The organism is Nodosilinea sp. LEGE 06152 (assembly GCF_015207525.1).
Lineage (GTDB): Bacteria > Cyanobacteriota > Cyanobacteriia > Phormidesmidales > Phormidesmidaceae > Nodosilinea.
Map to the genome: position 1 here is coordinate 58,519 of NZ_JADEWR010000003.1, position 24,352 is coordinate 82,870.

The following is a 24,352-nucleotide window of genomic DNA, read 5'->3' on the forward strand; positions in this document are numbered from 1 at the left end:
CGATTCAACACTGAAACCGGGCGCGGCGCAATGGCGGTACTCGGTTTGGGCGTAGTTTAGTTAGCCCTAGGCTTAACCCACGTCATAGGTGTTCCCCAGATGCCAAATTTGAAGAAGCGATCGCCGCTTTGCTGAAACCCTACTTTTTGATAAAAGCCCACTGCGGCCTCAGCAGCGTTCACCGTGACGGTTTCTAAACCGTGAGCACACTGGCTGAAGAGCTCCCGACCAATTCCTCGCCCAGAAAATTCTCGTCGCACAAACAACAGGGACAAGTGGTTGCCGCGCTTAAAGGCGATAAAACCAATGACCACCTCATTCCATAGGGCAACCAGCGTCTTCTCGGGGCTCAAAATCCTGTCCCTTAACTCGTCTGGATGACACAGCTTTAGCCATTCAGCGACACTTTCTGGCGTGCCATCGGTAAGCTCCCAGAGATCCGCAGAAGCCCACATGCACCCGGCAATCTGGTGTTCGTCTCCCGGCTGCGACGGTCTATAAACGATTCCAGCCATGTTGCGTCTACGAATTTGAGCAATAGAATTTTAACAACGCTGTTCCCAAGATCAGTGCGTGGCCTAAGCCGTTTGAGGCTGTAATGTAGCCCCTGACCTTAACAACCCACCAACTGCCTCAGAGCGATTTAGACTAGAAAGCTACGCTGTAGGAATCGTCAATGTCCTTAGCTCCCCCCCTTGCTGCCGCTGACCTGGAGGCCTACTTTCAACGCATTGGCTACGAGGGTTCCCATGCCCCTACCCTGGCTACGCTGCAAGGCATTCACCAGCGCCACCCCCAGGCGATCGCCTTCGAAAATCTCAGCTCATTTTTGAGCCAGCCGGTGGAGCTAGATTTGCCGACTTTAGAGCAAAAGCTCATCTATGGTGGACGCGGCGGCTACTGCTTTGAGCAAAACGGGCTGCTGCGATCGGTGCTCACGACCCTGGGGTTTCAAGTTACGGGGCTGGGGGCTCGGGTGCTGTGGAATTTGCCCCCCGATACTATTACCCCCCGCAGCCACATGGTGTTGCTGGTAAACATTGACGGGCAGGCTTACCTTACCGATGTGGGGTTTGGCGGGCTAACCCTGACGGCCCCGCTGCGGCTCGTGCCAGACCTGGTGCAGGAGACCCCCCACGAGCGCTTTCGGCTCCTTCAGGACGGGGAACGTTTTACGCTCCAGGCGCAGATTGCCGAAGCTTGGAAACCGCTGTATCAGTTTGATTTACAACCGCAGCACCCCTGCGACTACGAGGTGAGCAACTGGCACGTCTCCACCTATCCCAACTCGATCTTTGTCAACAACCTGATCGCGGCCCGAGTTGAGCGCGATCGCCGCTACGGCCTGCGAAATACCGAACTGGCCACCCATTTTTTGGCTGGAACAACCGAAAAACGCCAGCTGACTTCCGTAGAGGAATTAAAAACCGTTTTGACCGAGGTGTTTCGGCTCAAACTGCCCCAGAACAACGATTTCAGTCGGCTGTTTTCGGCCTAGAGTAGTTCCCATTTTGCGTTTAAAGCCCTCCTCTGCTCCAGGTTCACTCCCTGTCGGTCAATTCAGCTACCGCAGCGCGTCCGCCAGGGTTTTAACTACGATGCTGCTGGTCCAGTAGCCGCTGTGGGCATCGCCGCCCCACAGCAGCGGCAGCCGCCCCCAGGTAATCGGCAGCCCTCGGTGCTCAGTCACCACATCTCGCAGGTGCACGTAGAGCTGGGCGTTGCCCATCAGCCGGGGCATCAGCCCCTGCAGGGGGTAGGCAATGGGGTCGCCGGGGTGCAGGTAGTTGTACCAGGGCAGAGCTTTCTTGCCCCGCTGGTAGTAGGAGGTTTGCAGCAGCGATCGCAGCTCCTTGGTCAAGTCGTGGGTGCTATCACCCGTTACCGACAGCAGGCTAAACAGAGCAATGGGTGACCCCAGGGTGTGCACGCTGGCGACGGGCAGCCCCTGGCCAGGCTGTTGCCCCAGACCAAACAGAGCATTGCGCAGCTGGGTCACCATTGACCGCGTCTGGCGAGTGCTGGCGTCTTTGTCCAGGCTGGGGTCATCCCAGCGGGCGGCAAACAGCAGGTCAAAGAGAATCACGCTGCCCAGGCTGTGGGTGACCAGGTGGAGGCGATCGCCCGGTTGAGCCCCCTGCAACACCGGCAGCGCCCGCTGGTGAAACCGCTGCACTACCTGAGCACCCACGTGGCGGCTCAGGTACAGGGCGGCATCGCCGGCAAACTCAATCACTTCTTTCACCCTAAAGTCGGTCAGCCAGAGGTTTTTCCACTGGGGGGAGGCCTCTAGCCCCTGGCGCAGCGTGGCCTGGGGCTGCACGTTTAAATCTCCCCAAAACACCGGGACGGGCTTCAGGGTGCGCCCGTTGCTACCCATGGTTCGCTGCACGCTCTGGAGCAGCTGCTGAGTAGTGCGGTCGAACACTTCGGGCTGGCGGCTTTTAACGCCGTGAACAAACAAAACGTAGTCGGTGGCCATAGCGCTGTGCTCCGGGGACAAATGAATGGTGGGGTATACCTAACCCAAGTCACCGCCGCTAGGCAGCAGGCGACTCTCCATCACCAATAACTACCCATAACTACAGAGGAGCCGCCCCCATTCCAGAAGGTTGCCGCTGGGGCGCACGGCCCCCTACAGGCGGAGGGATTGGTATTGGCCCAGGTCAACCTGTAAAATTAACGATGTAGCTCTAGTTTGAATACATTGGCAGCCATGGTTAGTCAAACCCGTCTGTGTCGGATAATTGTAGCCACGCTGATGGTGTTGACCCTATGCATTGGCTGGGTCAGCCCGGCTGCAGCCACCAACTACGATCGCCAAAACTTGAGAAAAACCGACTGGTCGAACCAGGACCTGCGTGACAATAACTATACCCGCGCCGATATGGCCGACGCCGATATGAGCCACGCCAACCTGCGCGGCGTGCGCCTGTTTGACACCACCCTGGCCCGTGCCAACATGGAAGGGGCCGATATGACCGGAGCCACCCTCGACGGTGCCCGCTTTTTTCAGGCCAACCTCACCAACGCCATTCTGGAAGGGGCCTATGCCTTTGGCACCGACTTTCGCGAAGCGACCATCGACGGGGCCGACTTTACCGATGTGCTGCTCGACCCTAAGGTGAACAAAATGCTCTGCACCGTCGCCCAGGGCACCAATCCGGTCACAGGGCGCAACACCCGTGACACCTTGTACTGTCCCTAGGGCGTGCTGTCCCCACAGCTCCACCCCCCCGGTCCGGTCCGGTTCTACGTGTACCAGGGCCAGCACCCGCGGCCCCAACTGGTAGTGACCTAGGTTCTGCTAAAGCCAGTAACCACAGCAAAAGCCCCTGCGCTGAGTTCAGCGCAGGGGCCAAGGGGTGAACTTTAGGTGGTCAAGCTCCCCTACGCCGCAACAGGCTCAGCCGAGTTGATCGTAATGACCAGGTCGTTGAAGTCGTTGTCAGACAGGTCTTCGAAGCGCCACACGTTGCCGTCGCGCTGAATGCGAGACTCACCGATAGTCGCCAGGTTGTTGATGTCACCATCCACCAGCAGCACAGGGGCGTAGTAGGTGCCACCGGGCAGGGTGAGGGTGACATCGGTTGTCACCAAGTCGTTGGCAAACAGCTCAGCGTCGAGCAGGTTGGCGGCAACGGCGGCCTCGTATCCAGCATCCCCGGCCACCAGGCCATCCACTCGCCCTTGGGCGTCGGTTGCGTAGAACCTCAGCACGTTGTCAAAGGTCGCTTCGCGGGTCACGGTGATATCAACAACGACATCGCTGTCGATGCCCGTCAGGTCAACCAGTTCGGCCGTAGGCGCGGCAAACGCCTCATCCCCAAATAGGGTGCGATACATCATCTCGTAGATGAAGGTGTTGTCTAGGGTAGAGGGCAGCAGGTCAGCATTGAGACCGTAGGCCTTAGACACAATGCTGCCGGGGAAGTCGGGGGTACCTACCCAGGCCACCCCAAAGTTGCCCATGGGGCCATCAATGCTGTCCACAGCGGCAAAAGATTCCCAGGGAAACTCAGGACTGCCGGTGCTGCCGGTGGCACCATCTAAAAAGACGGGGGTGCCCGCCTCAGTGGTGGGGTTGGCGTAGATAAAGGGTACCGATGGTTCCTCATTCCCCAGGGCAGGTTCAGAGATCTCGTTCCCCGAGGGGCGGGTGTAGGGAGCAAACTGAAACACCTGTAGACCGCCAGCATCGCTATCGGCCGCGGTGACCACTAGGGTGTTGGGGTCAACGTTATCGACGTAGTCTAGGGCGACACCAATGGCCGCATCGGCCCGCCGCACGCCTTCGATCGTGCCTGCGGCATTGTTGCTGTTGCCAAAGTTGTCGGTGCCCTCTTCCTCCAGCACCACAAAGAACCCGTCGGGATCTGCAGACACCAGCTTGAGGGTGGCCTCCAGCATTTCGGCCACAGTGGGGGCAGTTGCCACGTAGAGGGGCTGGGGATCAGCGGTGTTTAACCCCAGATCTTCTTCGGTGGTAGCGTTGAAGGTGGCATCGGCGGCAAAGACACCCAGCAGCTTTTCGGGCGGGTTGTCGCCGTTGACGACTGCGTTCATCTGGTCTTCGGTGTAGACCACGGTGTAGCCCAGCGATTCTGCCAGTTCAATCAGGTTCGTGGTGGGGCGACGCTCGGGGCGCGTTTCGGCTGCGCTCATCTCTGCGTCTACGTGGAACCCGGTCTCACCGATGGGCAGCATGTATAGCTCACCACCGCCCAGAATGACGTTGGTGCCAGAGCGAATGGTTTGCTCGATGATTTCGGCGTACTTGTCGCGGGCGCGGATGTTGTCGCCATCGCGGTTGGTGGTGGCGGCGGCAAAGGCGGCGGTACCCGGCTCGGCCATCTGGCCTGACTGAATTAGCGCGGTGGCTTTGCCCGCCTCGATCGCCTCTTCGAGAATGGTTTTGCCCACGTTGCCAGAGGCCGGCACCACAACGGAGTTGTCTTCTTCCAAACCAAAGGACTCGTTGAAGACCTTGACCCCGTTGGCGTGGGTGACGGCTCCGGCGTTAGAGGTGCCGGTGAGCTGGTTCTCCATGTGGCCCAGGTATACCCCAGCGTTGGACATTCTGTCCCAGTTGAGGCGACCGTCGGGGCCGAGGTCAATGTTGCGCAGCGCCATGTAGTGAGAGGGGCTGGTGCCATCGGGGTGAATGAAGATGACATTGCCGGTCTCAGCGGTGGGGGCGGGTGCCACTCTGGTTTGGTCAGGAATGCGAGACTCCAGTTCGACATCGAACAGGGTCTCGTACATCAGCTCGTAGATGCCGGTGTTGTCGACGGTGGGGGGCAGCTTATCGGCGTTGAGGCCCGCGGCCTTAGAGACAATGCTGCCGGGGAAGTCAGGGGTACCGGCCCAGCCCACCGCGAAGGGGAATTCATCGCCGTTAGCATCGGGGGCCGACACAAAGGGCAGGGTGCCTAGGCCGTCCACGCCATCCAAAGGAACCGGACGGGCTTCGAGGGTAGGGTTGTTGTTGACGGTGCCCACGGGTTCCCCGGCACCGACGGGGTCGAGCACCTGTAGACCACCCGCATCGCTGTCGGCGGCGGTGATAATCAGAGTGTTTTCGTAGCGGCTGAGGAAGTTTTGGGCTACGCCGATCGCAGCGTCAGCTCGAATAACCCCCTCCAGCACACCCGCAGCGTTGTTGTTGTTGCCAAAGTTGTCGGTCCCCTCTTCTTCAACGATCGCGATCGAGCCGTTTTCGAAGTTGGGGTGAGCTTCCATCAGCTGCTGGGTGACCTCCAGCATTTCAGCAATGGTGGGTGCCGTCTCAAGATAGAGGGGTAGGCCGCCCTCGGCCAGCACCTCTTCGGGGCGATCGTTAAAGGTGTGAACGGGCGCAAAAACCCCCAGCACCTTTTGGGGCAGGGCCGACTGCTCAAGCAGGGCATACAGCTCATCGCGGGTGTAAACCACGGTGTAACCCAGTGACTCAGCTAGCTCAATCAGGTTCTCGGTAGGGCGACGGACGGGGTCGCTAGCGATCGCATCGTATTCTTCAGCGGTGCCGTGGAAGCCATCGGTACCCACGGGCAGCAGCGTAACTTCGCCCCCGGCCAGAATGAAGTCCACCCCAGACTCAATCACCTGCTTGGCAATATCAGCGGTTTGGCTTCGAGGCACTACCGTTCTGCCATCGACTTCGAGGTCACCGGTTTCGGCCACAAAAGCTGCCGTACCCGGTTCGAAGATCGCCCCGGACTGCACCAGTGCGGTGACTTTGCCCGCGTCGATCGCCTCTTCGACAATGGTTTTACCCGTATTACCCGACAGCGGCGTAATCTCAGAGCCATCCTGCTCTAAACCAAAGGATTCGGCGTAAACTTTGGCTCCCGTGGCGTGAGTTACCGCACCACCGTTGGAAGTACCGCCCAGGGTATCTTCCATATGGCCCAGGTAAACCGCAGCCTGGTCAAGGTTATCCCAATTCAAGCGCCCGTCTGGCCCTTTCTCAACAAAGCGAGCCAGGGCATAGTGAGACGGGCTAGCTCCGTCAGGATGAATGAAGATAACGTGGTTGTTCGCCATTGGTATGCTTCCCTACAGATTGTGTCTTTGAAACCGTGCACGCTGTAGGCAGTCAACAGTTCGCCTCGACTGGGCTCACCCCAGCTACAGCAAATTGTGAAAAGGCGCAGCAAATCGCGTCACCCAGGTCGAACGGCGTGACTGATGGCTTTGATTTGGCCTAGTACCTCAGGGCCAAAACCGAGTTAGCGCTGAGTGCCTCCCCAAATTGCGTTAGAGCGGCTCAGGATGTTTAGGATTTAAGAGTCGAGAGACGTTTACTGCTTGACCGCCGCTTGATAATTTCTCACAGGAACTTTAAAGATGAGCTGATATCGGGTTAAAGTACTGACCCTATTGGTTTAACCATTTACGAAAATTCTTAACCAGGCGATCGTTCTCACCCCACTGACCCATGTGGGTCAGTGGGGTGAGATTTGGGTTTGACCTAGGGCGCGTCAGCACCGCTGATGCCATCAGGCTTGCATCAGCGTTGCCACGGCTGCCCCAAAAAACAGCCTAGGGTAGGCTAGGGGCTATAACGGTTGATTCTTGAACCATCAGCCGTGAATGGATGACCGCCCCTAGGGTTGCTTAGGCAGCGGCCTCCGCCGAGTTGATGGTAACGACCAGATCGTTGAAGTCGTTGTCAAACGAGTCCTCAAAGCTCCAAACGTTGCCGTTGCGCTGAACGCGAGACTCACCGATGGTCGCCAGGTTATTGACATCACTATCCACCAGCAGCACAGGGGCATAGTAAGTGCCGCCGGGCAGGGTGACGTTGATATCAGTGGTTACCAGGTTGTTGACAAACAGCTCGGTATCGAGCAGGTTGGCGGCCACGGCGGCCTCGTAGCCTGTATCTCCGGCCATGAGGCCATCTACTCGCCCCTGGGCATCGGTTTCGTAAAACCTCAGCACGTTATCAAAGCGGGCTTCGCGGCTCAAGGTTACATCCACAGCAACAGCACCATCAAAACCGGTCAAATCAACAAGCTCCGTAGCGCCTCCAGACAACCCGGCGACGCCCAAACGAGCATCAAGGTTGAGAGGCTGGTCGAGCTGAATTTTGATGATTTCGTTGTTGTCGATATCAGGTCCCCGCCCGACGGAGAAGGGATAGTTGTTGTCGTTGGCGACCAGTAGGGTGTTGGCATCGAGTACCAGCACGTCCTCAATGGTGACAAAGGGAAAATCGAAGCTGGTCGAGCCATCGCTATTTAGATCGTTGGGGTCATTGATGTTCAGCAAATTGACCACTTCTGTCTTGGCTACAAAGCCCTCGCTGTCGATCTGAGACAGATCGACTTTAAAGATCTTCTTGAACTCAGCCGCTTCGCCCTGGTTGTTATCGCGCTCAATGACGAGGAACTCGCTGTCGTTGATGGGGGTAAAATCGCCGATCGCATTGGCAACCGACTCCATTTGGTACAGGCCAACCAGCCCCTCGTAGGCACGACTAGCCACATCAAACTCATAGATGCGCAGCGAGCCAGCGGGGTCGCCAACCACGGTGCCTTCAAGCATGGGATAAAGGGTCGCGCGATCGGGGCTAAAGGCCATACCCTCGAACCCGCGAGAGCCGCCCAGATTTGCCACCGCAGGCTCTTCGATGAAGGTGCTGCGGGCGGTGAACCCGGTGCCGGGGAAGTCGGTAAAGAAGCCGTCTACCCCTAGCTCGATGAACTGCTTGTATTCATTGATGGGATTTCCCCCATAGCTGTCGGGCAGGAAGAAGCTCTCGTTGCGCAGGGTATAGAGGTGAACCAGCAACCCGGCAGCGTGGGCGTCTTGAATTAGGTTAGTGGGAGTGCCGGTGACGCGATCGCCGTCGCTAATTGCCCCATCCCCATTTAGATCATCGGGCTGACCATTACCGTCGGCATCCACCGTAGTCAGAGGCACAATGCGCTGCTTGTTGGGGCCAATACCCTCAGCGTAGGTGGCGATCTCCGCCAGACCCTCCGGAGTTGAGAGATCGGTGTAGGTGCGCGCGTCGCCCGCCACCACAAAGTCGTAGGGCTGGCCGCCGCCGCCAAACAGCTGCACCAGAGGAATGTCAATACCAGCGGCGGGCATGAGGGTGTCGCTCAGCGCCTTCAGGTTTGCCACCTCAAAGGATTGAATATAAACCCGGCTGGGGTCGGTAAAGCCTTCGGCCACCAGGGTCTCGACCAAAATTTCGCTGGTGTTAAAACCCTGCTGCTCGAAGAAAGTGGGGTGCTTGGTCTCGGGATAGATGCCGATTTTGCGTCCGGTTTCGGCCTCAACCTGCTGCACCAGGTCGATCACCTCGGCCAGGGTGGGCACCTTCAGCCCATCGTTGTTAAACGCAGTACCTCGGATGGCCGGAATCCGCTCGATGGCGTTGAGCTGCTTGACCTCCGCCAGGGTAAAGTCTTCGGCGTACCAGCCCCCCACTATGCGACCATCCAGGTTCTTGACGGTGAGGCGATCGGCAAATTCAGGCCGCAGGTACACGTCAGTGCTGGTGTCGGTGCTGTTGATCACGGGGTTGCCATCGGCATCGCGCTGAATATTGCCGTCAGCATCGAGGGTAACGACCGCCAGCAGCGGCTCGTGACGGGCAATGAGCACACCATCCTGCGTCACTACCAAATCGGGCTCAATAAAGTCGGCCCCCTGGGCGATCGCCAGCTTGTAGGCCTCTAGGGTATGCTCAGGCCGCTCACCGGATGCCCCCCGGTGCCCAATCACAATGGGAGCACCGCCAGTCAGGGTGTCAAACGCTGTGGTCGCCAGCACTTCGGGGTTTTGGGGAGAGCGGACAACGTCACTAGTCATCTGATCGCGCACCAGGTCACCCGTGCCAGGGAAGTCGGTGAAGTAGCCATCTACACCCAGGTTGATGAACTGCTCATATTCTTTATTGGGGTTGCCCTGGTAGTCAGCGGCCAAGAATCGCCCCTCATTGCGGAAGGTGTAGGCGTGGACAAACAGCCCCGCGTCATGGGCATCGGGAATCAGCGTGGATGGGGCGGTGGTCGTTTTATCGGCATCGTTGACCGCACCATCGCCATTGACATCGTCAGCGTTGCCGTCGCCGTCAGCATCAACCCCCGCAACAGAAACAATCATTCGCTTCCAGGGGCCAATGCCATCGGCGTAGGTAGCGATTTCGGCCAGCCCCGCCGGAGTTTGCAAATCGCCATAGGTGCGGGTATCGCCGTTGACCGTGAAATCGTAGGGGCGAGCATTCACATCCTCGTAAATCAGGGAGCCGTCGAGTGCTACGTCAAAGGCGTCGAGCAGCTGCACCAGGGGAATGTCGAGGCCAGCGGCGGGCAATAGGTTAGCGTTTAAGTCCTTCAGGTTCGAGACTTCAAACGACTGAATAAAAATCCGGCTGGGGTCGGTAAAGCCCTGGCCGACCAGGGTTTCCACCAGCTTTTCCTCCAGCGATAGCCCCAAGTCGTCGTGGAAGGTAGGGTGCTTGGTCTCGGGGTAAATGCCGATCTGCTTGCCAGTGTCAGCCTCGACCTGCTGCACCAGGTCAATGATTTCGTTTAGGGTTGGAATTTGAAATGTGTTGTTAAATGCCTGGGTGCGAAAGCCCTGAGGCATGATGGCGCGCAGGGTCTTAATTTCCGCCAGGGTAAAGTCGGAGGCAAAATAGTCGGTGACTTCGACGCCATCGAGCACTTTAGTGGTGAGGCGATCGGCAAACTCTGGGCGACTGGCCACGTCGGTGGTGCCGCCCAGCATGGGCTCGTGGCGGGCAATCAGCACGCCGTCTTTGGTGGCAACCAGGTCGGGCTCGATGAAATCAGCTCCACGGGCGATCGCCAGGCTGTAGGCTTCTAGCGTGTGCTCAGGCAGCTCACCGCTCGCGCCCCGGTGGCCAATTACCAGGGGCTCCTGACCGTTGAGGGTGTTGTTTTGCCTGAAGTTGGGTGTGGAAATGGGCGCTTCCAGCAGCGTCCCCGTCGCATCAAAATGTAGGAGATAGGGGCCAAACTCGTCACCAACCCAAATGCTGCCATCGGCATCTAGCACAAAAGACTCAATGTCAAAGTCAGCGCCCGTCAGCAGACGCTCTGTGGTGCCCTCATTCACGATGTTGAAGGGAATCAGGTTGTTAGGATCGCTAAGCTGCACAAAGCCCTGCACCTCGGCACCGCCGCTGCCGCCCTCAGAGCCAGCAAAGCTTGGTTCAACCTGGTAAATCCGCAGCAGGTAGTCAGCGCTGTTAGCCTTAGCGCCAAACCCATTGTCAGACAAAAACCAGAAGGTTGAGCCATCGCCACCGGGAGCAAACTGCACGCCGCTAAAACCCTGCACCGGCTGACCGTCAAAGGGACCTGTGCGGCCATTGCCGACAATGGGTACGCCAGTGCCGTCATCTCCACCGGATGCGGGGCCATCGGCAAAGGTATCGGCGGGCAGCGAGGCGAAGCCCGTTAGCTCTGCCGATGGGGAAGCAATCTGTTCTGACGCTTGCGTTGTATCAAAAGCCATGGTCTAAGGGCTCTCCTAGATTATTCGTTTCGACAGTAGACAAATAGGCGCAGAAAGCCCCTGCAAAGTATCTCTCTTTGCAGATTATTCTTGCCCTGATTGCCACAGGAATAATCTCACAAAAGCCCAAAAATGAGATTAAGTCTGGAGGCTTTATTGATTAAAAAGGTTAGGGCTGCATTAATTTTTAGGATCTAAAGTTAACACCAGCAGCACAGTCCTAATGGTTAGCAAGTTACTGAGTAAATCCATTTACTTGGCCAAATTCAAGGCTGTTTGGCTCAATTAACTAATTCCATCGTCTCAAAAAAACCAATACTGGCTTAATCAAAGCTTAAACTTCAGGGTTTGATTATCCTTCAAGCACAGATGACCTATTGTTCGAAAACTTTTTATCTCAGCCCCTGGGGCAACAGTTTTTTGCTTACAAAGACCTGTGCACAGTTTCACATACAAAAGTTTTTTGTATGTAGCGATCGTCAGTTCGCTGGGCTATCTAAGATATCGGAAGCCGTCATTAACAAAAACTCGGGTGGCGAACTGGCGTATAACCATCGCTCTGGAAACTTTGGCACGTTCTAACTCTGCTAGCGACAGCTATACAAAAATGCCTCTGCTAAAGATTTTTAGCAGAGGCATTGGTTAGCGGAGATAGCGGATTTAGCGCTTAGCTAGCAGCGGCACCGCCACGGCTGTAGGTCGCCCAAAAGCTGGGGTGTACCTTGCCCTGGATGTGATTCCAGTATTTTGCGGCATCTTCCGGTAGACCAGCTTCGGTAGCCAGACGGGCCAGCATGGACTGCTGACGCTGCTTCACGGAGCGATGGCGATTCATCATGCTCATACGGGCTCTGTCTTCGGTGTTGAAGGCAGCGGCCACGACGGGAGTAGCGGGAGCGGCGGGAGCCTCGACGGGGGCCGCTTCGACCACGGGAGCCACTTCAGAAGTGCCGGTTTGGTAAACCACACCGCGGTAGACCAGGTCTAGGGTGGGCTGCTGAACCGGAGCTTTTTTAACGGTACGGAACCGAATATCTACGCCGCGGAACTTGCCAACTTCATCGGTTACGTTGGGCTCTACGGTGGGGGGGGTGTAGTCGTAGCTAACACCGCGATAGGTGAGTTTCATGGGGTCGCCTCCAAAAGATCAAGGGTTTGATCAGAACATTGGGGCGCGTTCCTTCGGGGGCTATTAACCCCTACTTCCGTCTCACTTTAGCCACTGGGAAAAGCGAGATGAACGAATTTCTGATTACTTCTGTATAATAAGCTACGGTTTGAGGCAATGTCAAGGGAATTCTATTCTGTACAGACTTCTACACAATGGCCTGTTCCTTGCTTGTTAAGGGCTTGGGGCCTGTAGCGGTAACTCAGCAAAAACTTGCCAAACTTTGCCATCGTGGTGCAGCAGCGCGAGCGCTTGAGCCACAAAGTCAGCCGTGAAGGGGCGCTGCTCAAACTCGGCCCAGGCCTGGCGAAAGGCGGCGGGGCTTAAGTCGCGAAAGCCAACGGTGAGGTGGGGGGTAAAGGGGCGGGCTTTACCGACGCGATCTACAAGGCCGCAGCTTTCTGCTAAATGAGCTGCGATCGCTGGCTGCATCGCCATCAGTTGCGCCGTCTGGGCTACGTCGATATAAATTACCCGAGGCGCAAAGGCGCTGTAACCCCGCAGTTGAATTGGAACAGCGGGCTGGGTTTGGGCAAAGGCTTTTAGGTGGTCCTCCAGCCTGGGTGCCTCCGGCAGCGGCCACAAAAAGGGCGGCTGGAGGGTGATGTGGGGCGGCGACTTAAGGGCAGCTTTGCTGTCAAACCGCTGCCAAATCTCCTGCTTAATAGCCGTAATCTCATCCTGCAAAGGCTGAGGCGGCAGCAGGGCAACAAAAAAGCGATCGGCGGTAGCTTTAGCCATCGGCAGTTCTAAACCAATTATAGTCAGCCCGCCCACTCATCCACTCGTCAACCCCTAGGGCCAGCGATCGCGGCGATCGCGCTCATAGAAGCTCAGCCGCGCGTAGCCCATAAACGTGGGTTCTGCGGTGTCACCGACGGGGTAAGCATTGGCCCCAAACAGGTATACCCCGCCAAAGCGCGGATTGCGGACGGGTCGCAGCGCTAGCGTGATCGGTACCCCAGGCTGAACGGGCGGATCAAAGGCAATGGTTAGTGCCCGGTTGTCGCGGTCTTCGCTGACCGCTCCGAGAGGCAGCGGCACGCGCCCCTCTGGGGTGTTGGCAAAGGCTTCGGTAGCGTTGAGGCGGTAGCGAAAGATGGGGTCGTAGCCCTCGTTCAGGCTGACCACGACCCGATCGAGGGGTTCGACGGCAGCGGCGGGAAAGTCAAAGGTGAGGTAGTAGGTAACGTTACCGTCACTAACCAGACTACGAGTGGCGTAGCTGTCGGTCAGGCGAAGCGGGTAGGAAAATCCAACGGTGCCATCAGAATACTGGATGGCTGGCGCAGGGGTGAAAACTCCCCCAGCAGAACCCAAAGCCAGTACAGCACCCACCAGAACAGCACCCAGAGGCCGCAAAAAGAGAGATTTCGGCATAGCTAGACCTGCGCGATACAGTGTCTCAGAACAAATCCTCAAATTTTGGAGTTTAGAGTTAGGCACAGCGACGCGCCTAAACGTGCTGAGATACTTAAAGTCTAGCGCTGTCTACCAACCATAGGCGGCATTAGTGATTGGGCTAAGGGGCGCAAATAGTCTAGTTATCAAACAGGTTGAGCTGTAGTTCGGGCTTCACCCGCATGACTACCAGAGTCATGTCGTCGTCGTTACCGCGATCGCCACCAATGAAGCGATCGAGCAGGTCAAAGGTGTAGTCTAAAATGGCCTCCGCCGACGTGCAGTTGCGGCAGGCCCACTGCAGGGCGCGCTCCAGGTTTTCTTCCTCAAAGCGTTCGCCGCGGGGGTTGGCGGCCTCGGTAAAGCCATCGGTGTAAAACACCACCGTGTCACCCGGCTGAAGCTCGACCTCGGCTTCGCAGTACTGGGTATTCATGTCCAGCCCCAGCAGCATACCGGGGGTATCGAGCCGGGTGATGGTGTTGGTGGCTGCCTGCCACAGCAGCGGCGGATTGTGGGCGGCGTTGCCGTAGGCTAAGCGGCGAGTTTTAGGGTTGTACTCGGCGTAAAACAGCGTCACAAAGCGGTTAGAACTTTCTAAGTCGCTGTGCATGACAAAGTTTAAATCCTGCAGAATGCGGGCCGGCGAATGGCCGTTGAGCACTTCCGTACGCAGCATGCCCCGCATCATGGTCATGATTAACCCCGCAGGCACGCCTTTACCCATGACGTCGCCAATGGCAAAGCTCCAGGGAGCCGCCGCCGTCTGTTGAGAGTCAGTCTGTCGCAGCTGGTCAAATGTAGTGGGGATAAAGTCGTAGTAGTCGCCGCCGACCTTGTGGGCGGTGCGGCACTTAGCGGCTAAATCCATCCCCTGAATGGCGGGGCACTCGCGGGGCAGCAGCTGCAGCTGAATTTCGGCCCCAATTTCGAGTTCGCGATCGAGGCGCTCTTTTTTGCGCACCGCCGCTGTTAGCTCGTTGTTTTCGATCGCCACCGAGGTTTGGTCGGCCACCAAGCGCACCAGCTTTTGGCGGGTCTCCGTCCAGGCGTAGTCGGGGTCGCGGCTAAACACGTACAGCCGTCCCCGCTCCACATTTTGCACAATGATGGCGGTGCCAAACAGCTGAAAATCATCGCCCAGGTAGCGGTTTACCTGGCGATCGAGGGCCAGCATAGCGTTGCGCGCCATCGACATCATGCTGCTCTCAGGAGCCGCCTGAAAGCTGGCCGTCACCTGGCGAGTGGCGGCCTCCAGGGCCGATCGCACATCCTGACACTGGTCTTCGCTCTGGCAGTGCAGCCGCTCTAGGCGCACCTGCCCATCGGCGCGAAACAGCACTAGAGCACCCCCACTGGCATCGGTCACCCGACTGGCAATCATGGGAATTAGCTCTAGGAACTGATTCAGGTTGTTGAGGCTGCGCAGGGCAAACCCAAGCGAGCTGAGTAAATCTTGAATTTTGTACTGCTCACGCTGTAGCCGAGCCACCAGTTCCTTTAGAGCAAACACTGGCGGCGTATCGGGCAAAGCGCTACTAGCGCTTTCAAATGAAGGTGATGGCCCTGATGGCATAGGGAAAGCTGTCATGGACGACCTGGGCAAAACGCTTGCATGAAATTCAGCGAACGGAACGACCAACTAAATATAGGGGCTAAATCAAAATTTGGTACAGGTGATTAATCGTGACCGTAAAAAATCCCTATTTTTGGCGGTATACAGCGACTTTTGCAGAGGCACTCCTAGCGGCAGCACTAGGGGATAGCCCATAGTAGCGCACAAATTGAAGGCCAAGGATAGCATTCCCCGCAGGACTTGACCACCCCTGGAGGAGGAGAAGATTTGGCGTTTTTTTAGGCAGTAAGGAGGAGGGGAAGAGGGTGGATGCGTGGATGTGTGGAGGAGGGAGGGGAGGAAGGAGAAGAGTTTTACGCTATTGCGCCAGTWSCTTTAGAGMRNAACRSTRNGMRKSGWAWCRRSYWARGMGYTWYYWRCGMWKKMAAATSMNAGSNTKAWKNNGCSMYSRTGGCMKMKGKARRGYKGKCAKKGMCSACCNNTRGGSAAAWYGYTTKCMWGAAGTTGCCTTAGGGGTGGTTTGGGCGCGATGACCACCAAACCTGGCAGAGGACCAGTATTTCCTCCTGGCTGTGGTAAACCACTGGATAGTCGAGCTGAGGCCGATTCAACACAAATAAAGGAATGCCCAACTGTTTGGCTACGGCTCGTTTGGTGTCTTCACCACCGGGTGCGCCAGAGGCTTTAGTAATTACTCGGGTAATGCGCCACTGCTGCCAGAGCGCTTTCTCTAGCTCTGCACCAATGGGGGGACGCAGAGCGACCAGCCGATCTGAGGTAAATCCGGCCTTTAGGGCTGCATCTAGAGCCACGGGTGAGGGCAGAATGCGAGCAAATAGCGTGGCCTGGGTCTGCCAGGGGGCAAAATGCTGCAGCCAGCGATAGCCCAGGGTCAGCAGTACCCGTTCTCCGCTCAAAACGGCTGGGGTTAAAATCGCCTCTAGCCCTGAAACGGAGTGAATCAACTCAGACGAGGGCGATCGCTCCAGGGTCGGACGCTCGTAGCGCCAGTAGGGAATGTTGAGGGCTTGGGCAGCGGCGATCGCCCCCCGCGAAATCTCCACCGCAAAGGGGTGCGAGGCATCTAACACCGCCCCCATCCCCCGCACCTTTATAAATGCCTCTAGTTCCGCCGCATCCAAACTTCCTACAAATACCGTCAGGTTAGGGCTGGTTGGATAGCGCCGCAGCGCCGCCGCAGTCGTCACCGTCACTAGGCAGGGAATCTGTATCGCCGCTAGAGCCGTAGCCAACTGCACCGCCTCCCCCGTCCCCCCGATAATCCACAGCACCCCCTCCTGCCTACCCACAAAATTCCCCATTCTACAAATCCCCAACACCCTTCATGAAGCCGCCCTACGTCTACATCCCTCACCTCCCGCCTCGCGAGAAGCCAGTCTGCGTCTACACCTCCCTCAACTCCTCATCCCCCCATCTTTCTCACCCACCCATCCACTCACCTACCCATCCACGTATCCCTCGCCCACCCACCTACCCACCTACTCACCCACCCCCACTTCTGCTACCCTTTCCCTCATCCCCTGCCGCCCCTGGCCATGAACCAACTGCTGCTGATTCCTATTGTTGCCTTTGCCAAACTACTTACCCTGGCCCTGCGGGCCTCGGGTCGGGGGTCGGGTACTGCCCTGCCGGGGTATCTGGTCGGGCGCTACTTTCCTTTTGTTTTAGAAGCGCTGATCAGCCAAATTCCCACTGTGGTAGCAATTACCGGCACCAACGGCAAAACCACCAGCCAGACGATGCTAAGCGCCATGATCAGCCAGGTACCAGGGGTTAAGGTGCTGCGCAACAAAGCTGGGGCCAATCTCAGCCAGGGTATTTTGTCAGAACTGCTGAAGCAGAGCAACGCCCTGGGTCACCTCGATTTTACCCACGCGGTCCTGGAGGTAGAAGAAGCTACACTACCTCGAATTGCTGCACTGCTTCAGCCCAGCATTATCGCCGTCACGAATCTCTACCGCGACCAGCTTGACGCCTACGGCGAGATCGATCGCACCGAAAAGCTAATTCGCGACGGCATTGCCCAATGCCCCACCGCTGCCGTAGTGGTCAACGGCGATGACCCCCGCACCGCCAGACTTACCCAGGGGTTAGGCAATGCCACCTACTTCGTGTCGCTGGCCCCCGAGTACGCCCGGTTTTTGCCCTACGAGGGCAAGCTCAACCCGCGCGATGTCAACGGTCAGGGGTTAGAAGCGACCCAAATTCACATCAATGAAGACCTGACCACCGACTTTGCGATCCAGGGCCAGATGAATGGCGGTGCCGTGCAGATTCCCCAGGCTAGAACCGTATCGCCGGGGTTCTTTCATGTCTATAACGCCCTGACTGCGATCGCGATCGCCAACCTGCTTGGGGTCGATGGAGATACCGCCGTCACCGGGCTCAAAACCTTCAAGCCCGCCTTTGGTCGGGGAGAAATTTTGGTTCAGCAGCAGGGCAGCAAACAGGTCAACTATCGCCTGCTGCTGGTCAAAAACCCGGCTAGCTTCAGCCTCAGCCTGGAGCTGCTGCGCAACATTCCCAACCTCAAGCTCATTCTGGCCATCAACGATAACACCGCCGACGGCAAAGATGTCTCTTGGCTGTGGGATAGCGAGCTAGAGCGGCTCAACCAAGCCAACATTGACTGGATTCTCTGCACCGGCATTCGCGCCAAGGATATGGCCGTGCGGCTCAAATACGCCCTCGATGCCTCCCCCGGACCTATCCCCACCGCAGAATCTATCCGTCAGGCCATTGATCTATCCTTTGAGAAAGCTCACTCCGGCGACACGGTGTTTGTGCTGCCCACCTACACTGCCATGCTGGAATTTCGCAAGCTCATGGGCAAAACCTTGGATGTTGTCTAAGGTCTACCTCACAGAAGCCCTAGACAGTGGTGGGCATTGCCCACCCTACAGCTAACCCACCTACCCATCCACCCACCTACCTGCCTACCCCATCCACCCCATGCCCTACGCCCTCACCCTCACCCACCTCTACCCCGACTACCTCAACCTCTACGGCGATACCGGCAACCTGATTGTGCTGCACCGCCGCTGCCAGTGGATGGGCATTGACTGCACTGTAAACACGTTGTCGATGGGGGATGTAGCCCAGGCTGGTACTACCGATCTCTACTTTATGGGCGGCGGGCAAGACACTGACCAGGTTGCCGTTGTCAACGACTTTCACCAGCTCAAGTACGACGCCATTCGAGCCGATACCGAGGCTGGCGTTGTGTTTTTGGGCGTGTGTGGCGGCTACCAGCTCATGGGCAACACCTTTCTAATGGGCAATGGTGAAGAAACTCGTGGTTTGGGCATCATCAACGTCAACACCCGCGCCCCCGGCACCGAGGTCAAGCAGCGATGTATTGGCAATTTGGTTGCTGAGCTTACCCCCACCACCTACGCCGATATGCAGACGCTGTACGCGTACCCCCGCGAGATCCCTAAAACCCTGGTCGGGTTTGAAAACCACTCGGGGCAAACCTACCTGGGCGATCGCGTCGAACCCCTAGCCACCACGATCGCCGGGTTCGGCAACAACGCTACCGCTGAGCACGAGGGGGCGCGCTATAAAAACGTGTTTGGCAGCTACATGCATGGCTCACTCCTGCCCAAAAATCCCCATTTTGCTGACTACCTAATCGGGCTGGCCCTGCGTCGCCGATACCCAGAGGCCACCATTACCCTACCAGCCCTACCCGATACCGAAGAATGGGCAGCTCACACCTATGCCGTGCAGCGCTACGGCTAAGGCAGCACGTCTATGAAGGCAACCCCCAAGGTGCTGGTCGGCCAGCGATCGCAAAAAAGCCCCTGGCTAGCCGTCAACCTGTCAGCGGCGCTCCCCGGTGCGGGGCAAATGTACGACGGCGCGATCGCCCGTGGTCTGACTATCGCTGCAGCCCACGGGGGGCTTTTGGCCTTTATTCTCTGGTCAATCTTTGCGCCCGAGGGCAATACCCTGCGGGGGCTGATCACCCTGGTGCCCCTGCTCAGTCTCTATATATTCAACCTATGGGATAGCCACCATGCTGCCAAACGGGGCATTACCCTCGACGAGTTTAGCCCCCTGCGCTATCGATCCAGCGACCCCTGGTATCCAGTCTTTCTCTCTCAAGTGCTGCCGGGGCTGGGGCACTTATTCTTGCAAAAGGCCGCGATCGGGGGCACACTGCTAATCTTAGGGATTCTCACAGCCTATCTGGCCAACTTCAACCCAGCTTTGCTGCCGCTTACACCCCTCATCTGGGCTGCAGGTTGCGGGCTGGCCTACCGCACCGCCCCCACTCGCCAGCGCCAGTGGGCCTGGCTAGGGCTGCTCCTTACAGCAGTTATAGTCACCCGGTTTGCGATCAGCGCCATCCCCTTTGTGGTACCGCAGCAGGTGGTGCAGTGCATTGTGCCCAGCGAGTCAATGCTGCCCACGCTGGAGGTGCGCGATCGCATCTTTGTTCGCCCCCAGCCTTTAGATCACCCTCTGACTGTCGGTGACATCATCGTCTTTTCCAACCCCGAGCGCACGCCCATTGAGCAGGCCGGAGAACTCTACAACCTAATGGTCAAGCGGGTCATTGCCCTGCCGGGCCAGCGGGTTGAGATCCGGCTGGGGCAGGTATGGGTTAACGGCACCCCCCTCGCCGAACCTTACCCCCCAGAGCCCATTGTTTACCAATGGGGACCTGAGATCGTTCCCGACGGGCACCTGTTCGTACTGGGAGACAACCGCAACAATAGCCGTGATTCCCACGTGTGGGGGTTTCTACCCCGCCCTCACGTCGTAGGCAATGCCTACAAAATCTACTGGCCACCTCAGCGAGTACAGCCCCTGCCTTAGCTAAAGCGGGTTTCAATCCCCAACGCATCTAGATCTCCGGTTCAGTTTTTGCGTTAGAGGAACCTGCCGCCAGGGCACCCTAGCAGTGATCCTGCCCGCAAAAGACTGGTCAGAATTGATCTAGCTATGTTTATCGGGTTTTCACATGCTCACGATGTGACTTCACCAATAGCTCATGATGATAGTCCAGGTCAGGGCTAAGCTAGCCTCTAGGTCGATTCCACAGAGACGCGATCGCGCTTATTCGTGACATGGAGGGAATTTAGCAGCAGGCCGACGCGCAATGATTGCAGATTAATAGTGTTTTTAACAGTCCTAAGGTGCGCAACTTCACGATTAAGTTAAAAACTTGTTAATACGGCTAAAGCCAGCCAGAAGGAATAATGTCCTGCCATAAACTTCAGTAAGATTACTCAAAACAGAGACGCTTGGTTTTAGCCAGCTTTTCTGTTTTTGCCCCAAGTAAATTCCATAAAGACATTAAGGAATAAGGACCGTTGAGTCAGATATAGTAGTATTTAATCGACTGCGAATAGTTGGGCTAGTTTAGCCCTATCCTCGCAGCTTTCCTTGTGAGTTAAGCCTGTTAGTTTGGTTGAACAAAAGTTCCCCAATGCTATTAATTTCTTAGAGGATTTATGAAAGCAGTTATATTGGCCGGTGGGCTAGGCACCCGTCTAAGCGAAGAAACTAGTATTAAACCTAAGCCAATGGTTGAGGTAGGAGGCTACCCCATCCTCTGGCACATCATGAAAATTTATTCTGCCCACGGCATCAACGACTTTGTTGTTTGTTGTGGTTACAAAGGTTACATCATCAAGGAATATTTTGCCAACTATTTCTTGCACATGTCAGACGTAACCTTTGACCTGCGCTACAACCAAATGAATGTCCACAACGGCAACGCTGAACCGTGGAAAGTAACGCTAATTGACACCGGAGCTTCAACCATGACCGGTGGCCGCCTCAAGCGGGTTCGCGAATACATTGGTTCAGAGCCCTTCTGCTTTACCTATGGAGACGGCGTCAGCAACGTCAACATCACCGAACTGATCGAGTTTCACAAACAACAGGGCACCCTTGCCACCCTAACTGCGGTCAAACCCCCTGGTCGTTTTGGGGCGATCGCTCTCCACGAAGGGCAAACTACCATTGCCTCCTTCGCCGAAAAAGCCGATGGCGATGAAGCCTACGTCAACGGCGGCTACTTTGTCCTAGACCCCCAGGTCATTGACTTTATCGCCGATGACAGCGTTATGTGGGAGCATGAGCCGCTGACCAAACTGGCAGAGATGGGCCAGCTGTCGGCCTATCGTCATGAAGGGTTCTGGCAACCTATGGATACCCTACGAGACAAAAACAATCTCGAAGGACTGTGGAAGTCCGGAGAAGCCCCCTGGAAAGTTTGGTAGCCCAAGCAATCTTCCTGCACCACGCTTAACTGAACCCTAGAGCAAACATAATGTCCAATACCTACGACTACGCCATTGTCGGCGGTGGAATTGTGGGCTTGGCTACGGCCATGAGGCTGAGCCAAATGCTGCCCAGCGCCAAAATCACCGTCATTGAAAAAGAATCTTCCTGGGCTTACCACCAAACCGGTAACAACAGCGGGGTAATTCACTCCGGGGTCTACTACAAGCCTGGCAGCTTTAAGGCAAAGTTTAGCCGAGCAGGCTGTCAATCAATGGTAGAGTTTTGTCGTCAGCACGACATTCCCCATGACGTCTGCGGCAAAGTCATTGTTGCCACCCAAGACAAAGAGCTACCGCTCCTTGAAAACCTGTTTCAGCGCGGCCTTCAAAACGAAATTCCCGTCAGCAAGATTACGCCAGAGCAAGTCAAGGAAATCGAGCCCTACGTTAACTGTATAGCAGCCATCAAAGTAGACTCGACCGGCATTGTTAACTATAAAGCGGTCTGCCAAAAATACATTGAGATCATTGAAAAGTCCGACAACGATCTCCGTCTAAACACGAAGGTTTTAGGCATTTCCCTAGACCCACAGCACGTAGTTCTAGAAACCAATAAAGGCACCATCAAAGCCAAGTTCTTGATCAACTGCGCCGGATTGTTTTCAGACCGAGTGGCCCAGATGGCCAATCTCAAGCCCTCGGCCAAGATCGTACCCTTCCGTGGCGAATACTACGAACTGGTACCCGAAAAGCGGCATTTGGTAAACACGCTTATTTATCCAGTGCCCAACCCCAGCTTCCCCTTCTTGGGGGTGCACTTTACCAAAATGATCGACGGCAGCGTTCACGCTGGCCCCAACGCCGTTCTTAGCCTCAAGCGGGAAGGTTATAAAAAGACCGATTTTGACCTCAAGGACTTTGCCGAGGTAATGGCCTATCCAGGCTTCTGGAAGCTGGCCTCAAAGCATGCCGATGAAGGTCTGCGCGAAATCGTTCGCTCCTTCAGCAAAGCCGCTTTCGTCAAGAGCCTGCAGCGTCTGATCCCAGAGGTTCGCAGCGAAGACGTGATTCCCACCCATGCCGGAGTAAGGGCGCAGGCGCTTATGAACAACGGCAGCCTGGTTGACGACTTTTTAATCGTCAATGGGGAGCGGTCAATTCACGTCCTAAATGCGCCTTCCCCAGCGGCGACATCATCTCTGGAAATCGGTAAAGAGGTTGCCTCTCAAGTGGTCAATGCCACGGCTCCGACCTCTGTCGCACTGTAATCACAATCACAAGTCACACCCAAACAGGTATTTTATCCATGAAAGTATTAGTTACTGGTACAGAAGGCTATCTCGGCTGCTTGCTAGCGCCGCTACTGCTGCAAAAAGGCTACGAGGTGGTCGGAGTTGATACCGGCTTTTACAAAGCTGGATGGCTGTACAACGGCATTGACACATCAGCCAAAACCCTGAACAAAGACATCCGCCACATCGACGCCGCTGATCTTGAGGGCGTAGAAGCCATTGTCCATATGGCTGAACTGTCCAACGATCCTTTGGGTAAGCTGGCCCCCAACATCACCTACGACATCAACCACAAAGGGTCTGTGCGCCTAGCACAGCTCGCTAAGGAAGCTGGAGTACGTCGATTTGTCTACATGTCTTCCTGCAGCGTCTATGGGGTGGCCGAGGGCAACGACTACGTCACCGAGGAGTCTGAGGTCAATCCCCAGACCGCCTACGCCAAGTGCAAGACCCTGGTAGAGCAGGACCTGCGGCCCATGGCGGACGACAACTTCTCGCCCACCTACATGCGTAACGCCACCGCCTACGGGGCTTCTCCCCGCATGCGCTTTGATATCGTGCTGAACAACCTCTCAGGATTGGCCTGGACGACCAAAGAAATTCGCATGACCAGCGACGGTACGCCCTGGCGTCCCCTAGTACACGCATTAGACATTGCTAAGTCTATTATCTGCGCTCTCGAAGCTCCCCGCGACATTGTTCACAATCAGGTGTTCAACGTCGGCGACACCAACCACAACTACCAAGTGCGCGAAATCGCAACGATTGTTGCCGATACGTTCCCCGATTGCCAGCTGAGCTTTGGTAAACCCGATACCGACAATCGCAGCTATCGCGTTTCCTTCGAAAAAATCAACAGCGTGCTTCCCGGCTTTAAGTGCGATTGGGATGCCAAGCGCGGTGCCGAGCAACTGCTGAAAGTGTTCCAGCAGATTGACATGACCGAAGAGATGTTTACCTCTCGCGGGTTCACCCGTCTCAAGCAGCTGGAGTACCTCATTCGCACCCAGCAAATCGACAAAGACTTCTTCTGGAGCTAGCCATGATCTTTGAAGCGACTAATCTTAAAGATGCCTTCGTCATCGATCTCGAAATTCGTAGCGACGATCGCGGTGGCTTTGCTCGTACCTTCTGTGCCAAAGAGTTTGAAGAGCACGGCCTCAAGCCCATGGTGGCCCAGTGCAACATGTCTTTTAACTACAAAAAGGGCACGCTGCGCGGCATGCACTATCAGCTTGCTCCAGCCGCTGAGACCAAGCTGGTGCGCTGCACTCGTGGGGCTATCTACGACGTGATCATCGATATTCGTCCCGATTCTCCTACCTACATGCAGCACTTTGGCGTTGAGCTAACCGCTGACAACCGCAAGGCGCTATACGTGCCCGAGTTGTTTGCCCACGGCTACCAAGCGCTGACCGACGATGCCGAAGTGATCTACCAGGTCGGTGAGTTTTACTCACCTGGCTTTGAGCAGGGTATTCGATATGACGACCTCACCTTCGGCATTGAGTGGCCGATTCCGGTGACGGTTATTTCCGAAAAAGACTCTAAGTGGCCTGCGTTTAAGGGCTAGGCAACGGGTCGCCAGTTCTTTCGCTCAGGCTTGGCCTGGCAAAGAACTGGCTTTTCTTTAACTACTTCAACCAAT

17 protein-coding genes, 1 pseudogene and 1 riboswitch are annotated in these 24,352 nt (G+C 56.4%); of the genes and pseudogenes, 9 read left to right on the top strand and 9 right to left on the bottom strand.

Annotated features, from left to right (window positions below):
• Window positions 1-56: 56 nt before the first annotated feature.
• Entirely contained in the window at window positions 57-515 is a 459-nt protein-coding gene (locus IQ265_RS05060) for a GNAT family N-acetyltransferase (RefSeq protein WP_194051243.1), read from the bottom strand.
• Between the two features lie 161 nt (window positions 516-676).
• On the opposite strand from IQ265_RS05060, the gene IQ265_RS05065 reads away from it, so the two are divergent.
• Window positions 677-1,498, top strand: coding sequence for an arylamine N-acetyltransferase (locus IQ265_RS05065; protein WP_194051245.1), 822 nt, complete (start codon window positions 677-679; stop codon window positions 1,496-1,498).
• Window positions 1,499-1,564: 66 nt separating this feature from the next.
• Here IQ265_RS05065 and IQ265_RS05070 read toward each other — a convergent pair whose 3' ends face one another.
• Window positions 1,565-2,482 (bottom strand): hypothetical protein, encoded by a 918-nt coding sequence (locus tag IQ265_RS05070; RefSeq protein WP_194051247.1) that lies wholly within the window; start codon window positions 2,480-2,482, stop codon window positions 1,565-1,567.
• Between the two features lie 234 nt (window positions 2,483-2,716).
• Here IQ265_RS05070 and IQ265_RS05075 point away from each other — a divergent pair, with 234 nt between their 5' ends.
• On the top strand, window positions 2,717-3,208 hold the full coding sequence (locus IQ265_RS05075; RefSeq protein WP_194051249.1) for a pentapeptide repeat-containing protein: 492 nt from the start codon (window positions 2,717-2,719) through the stop codon (window positions 3,206-3,208).
• A 182-nt stretch (window positions 3,209-3,390) separates the two neighbouring features.
• Here IQ265_RS05075 and IQ265_RS05080 read toward each other — a convergent pair whose 3' ends face one another.
• From IQ265_RS05080 to IQ265_RS05110, 7 genes and pseudogenes are all read right to left on the bottom strand, one after another.
• Window positions 3,391-6,546, bottom strand: a complete 3,156-nt coding sequence (locus IQ265_RS05080) for an alkaline phosphatase (RefSeq protein ID WP_194051251.1) — start codon at window positions 6,544-6,546, stop codon at window positions 3,391-3,393.
• Window positions 6,547-7,119: 573 nt separating this feature from the next.
• A pseudogene (locus tag IQ265_RS05085) lies at window positions 7,120-10,950 on the bottom strand (glycerophosphodiester phosphodiesterase family protein); the annotation flags it as partial.
• A 721-nt stretch (window positions 10,951-11,671) separates the two neighbouring features.
• Window positions 11,672-12,133 (bottom strand): DUF4278 domain-containing protein, encoded by a 462-nt coding sequence (locus IQ265_RS05090; RefSeq protein ID WP_194051254.1) that lies wholly within the window; start codon window positions 12,131-12,133, stop codon window positions 11,672-11,674.
• 42 nt (window positions 12,134-12,175) lie between these two features.
• A riboswitch (Glutamine riboswitch) is annotated at window positions 12,176-12,249 on the bottom strand.
• Between the two features lie 97 nt (window positions 12,250-12,346).
• Window positions 12,347-12,913: a 2'-5' RNA ligase family protein gene (locus IQ265_RS05095; protein ID WP_194051255.1), complete on the bottom strand. Its 567-nt coding sequence runs from the start codon at window positions 12,911-12,913 to the stop codon at window positions 12,347-12,349.
• A gap of 54 nt (window positions 12,914-12,967) precedes the next feature.
• Window positions 12,968-13,552 (bottom strand): DUF2808 domain-containing protein, encoded by a 585-nt coding sequence (locus IQ265_RS05100; protein WP_194051256.1) that lies wholly within the window; start codon window positions 13,550-13,552, stop codon window positions 12,968-12,970.
• Window positions 13,553-13,712: 160 nt separating this feature from the next.
• Window positions 13,713-15,164, bottom strand: coding sequence for a PP2C family protein-serine/threonine phosphatase (locus IQ265_RS05105; protein ID WP_194051257.1), 1,452 nt, complete (start codon window positions 15,162-15,164; stop codon window positions 13,713-13,715).
• A 494-nt stretch (window positions 15,165-15,658) separates the two neighbouring features.
• Complete coding sequence (locus tag IQ265_RS05110; RefSeq protein ID WP_228037603.1) at window positions 15,659-16,471, bottom strand: cobalt-precorrin-6A reductase; 813 nt, start codon at window positions 16,469-16,471, stop codon at window positions 15,659-15,661.
• Window positions 16,472-16,705: 234 nt separating this feature from the next.
• On the opposite strand from IQ265_RS05110, the gene IQ265_RS05115 reads away from it, so the two are divergent.
• The 7 genes from IQ265_RS05115 to rfbC all read left to right on the top strand — a co-directional run bounded on the left by IQ265_RS05115 (window position 16,706) and on the right by rfbC (window position 24,277).
• On the top strand, window positions 16,706-18,022 hold the full coding sequence (locus IQ265_RS05115; RefSeq protein WP_194051258.1) for a Mur ligase family protein: 1,317 nt from the start codon (window positions 16,706-16,708) through the stop codon (window positions 18,020-18,022).
• Window positions 18,023-18,122: 100 nt separating this feature from the next.
• On the top strand, window positions 18,123-18,914 hold the full coding sequence (locus IQ265_RS05120) for a glutamine amidotransferase (RefSeq protein ID WP_194051259.1): 792 nt from the start codon (window positions 18,123-18,125) through the stop codon (window positions 18,912-18,914).
• A gap of 12 nt (window positions 18,915-18,926) precedes the next feature.
• Window positions 18,927-19,997: a signal peptidase I gene (lepB, locus tag IQ265_RS05125; RefSeq protein WP_194051260.1), complete on the top strand. Its 1,071-nt coding sequence runs from the start codon at window positions 18,927-18,929 to the stop codon at window positions 19,995-19,997.
• A gap of 638 nt (window positions 19,998-20,635) precedes the next feature.
• Window positions 20,636-21,409, top strand: coding sequence for a glucose-1-phosphate cytidylyltransferase (rfbF, locus tag IQ265_RS05130; protein WP_194051261.1), 774 nt, complete (start codon window positions 20,636-20,638; stop codon window positions 21,407-21,409).
• A gap of 50 nt (window positions 21,410-21,459) precedes the next feature.
• Window positions 21,460-22,680, top strand: coding sequence for an L-2-hydroxyglutarate oxidase (lhgO, locus tag IQ265_RS05135; RefSeq protein ID WP_194051262.1), 1,221 nt, complete (start codon window positions 21,460-21,462; stop codon window positions 22,678-22,680).
• Between the two features lie 38 nt (window positions 22,681-22,718).
• A complete protein-coding gene (locus IQ265_RS05140; protein ID WP_194051263.1) occupies window positions 22,719-23,744 on the top strand; it encodes an SDR family oxidoreductase in 1,026 nt (341 codons plus the stop codon).
• A gap of 2 nt (window positions 23,745-23,746) precedes the next feature.
• Entirely contained in the window at window positions 23,747-24,277 is a 531-nt protein-coding gene (rfbC, locus tag IQ265_RS05145; protein WP_194051264.1) for a dTDP-4-dehydrorhamnose 3,5-epimerase, read from the top strand.
• The last annotated feature ends 75 nt before the right edge of the window (window positions 24,278-24,352 follow it).

Bases quoted from the DNA above. Each gene is read 5' to 3' on its own strand.
- rfbF (WP_194051261.1), top strand. From the start codon at position 20,636: ATGAAAGCAGTTATATTGGCCGGTGGGCTAGGCACCCGTCTAAGCGAA.
- IQ265_RS05105 (WP_194051257.1), bottom strand. From the start codon at position 15,164: ATGACAGCTTTCCCTATGCCATCAGGGCCATCACCTTCATTTGAAAGC.
- IQ265_RS05090 (WP_194051254.1), bottom strand. From the start codon at position 12,133: ATGAAACTCACCTATCGCGGTGTTAGCTACGACTACACCCCCCCCACC.
- IQ265_RS05100 (WP_194051256.1), bottom strand. From the start codon at position 13,552: ATGCCGAAATCTCTCTTTTTGCGGCCTCTGGGTGCTGTTCTGGTGGGT.
- IQ265_RS05115 (WP_194051258.1), top strand. From the start codon at position 16,706: ATGAACCAACTGCTGCTGATTCCTATTGTTGCCTTTGCCAAACTACTT.
- IQ265_RS05095 (WP_194051255.1), bottom strand. From the start codon at position 12,913: ATGGCTAAAGCTACCGCCGATCGCTTTTTTGTTGCCCTGCTGCCGCCT.
- IQ265_RS05140 (WP_194051263.1), top strand. From the start codon at position 22,719: ATGAAAGTATTAGTTACTGGTACAGAAGGCTATCTCGGCTGCTTGCTA.
- IQ265_RS05075 (WP_194051249.1), top strand. From the start codon at position 2,717: ATGGTTAGTCAAACCCGTCTGTGTCGGATAATTGTAGCCACGCTGATG.
- IQ265_RS05110 (WP_228037603.1), bottom strand. From the start codon at position 16,471: ATGGGGAATTTTGTGGGTAGGCAGGAGGGGGTGCTGTGGATTATCGGG.
- IQ265_RS05080 (WP_194051251.1), bottom strand. From the start codon at position 6,546: ATGGCGAACAACCACGTTATCTTCATTCATCCTGACGGAGCTAGCCCG.
- IQ265_RS05120 (WP_194051259.1), top strand. From the start codon at position 18,123: ATGCCCTACGCCCTCACCCTCACCCACCTCTACCCCGACTACCTCAAC.
- rfbC (WP_194051264.1), top strand. From the start codon at position 23,747: ATGATCTTTGAAGCGACTAATCTTAAAGATGCCTTCGTCATCGATCTC.
- lhgO (WP_194051262.1), top strand. From the start codon at position 21,460: ATGTCCAATACCTACGACTACGCCATTGTCGGCGGTGGAATTGTGGGC.
- IQ265_RS05065 (WP_194051245.1), top strand. From the start codon at position 677: ATGTCCTTAGCTCCCCCCCTTGCTGCCGCTGACCTGGAGGCCTACTTT.
- IQ265_RS05070 (WP_194051247.1), bottom strand. From the start codon at position 2,482: ATGGCCACCGACTACGTTTTGTTTGTTCACGGCGTTAAAAGCCGCCAG.
- lepB (WP_194051260.1), top strand. From the start codon at position 18,927: ATGAAGGCAACCCCCAAGGTGCTGGTCGGCCAGCGATCGCAAAAAAGC.
- IQ265_RS05060 (WP_194051243.1), bottom strand. From the start codon at position 515: ATGGCTGGAATCGTTTATAGACCGTCGCAGCCGGGAGACGAACACCAG.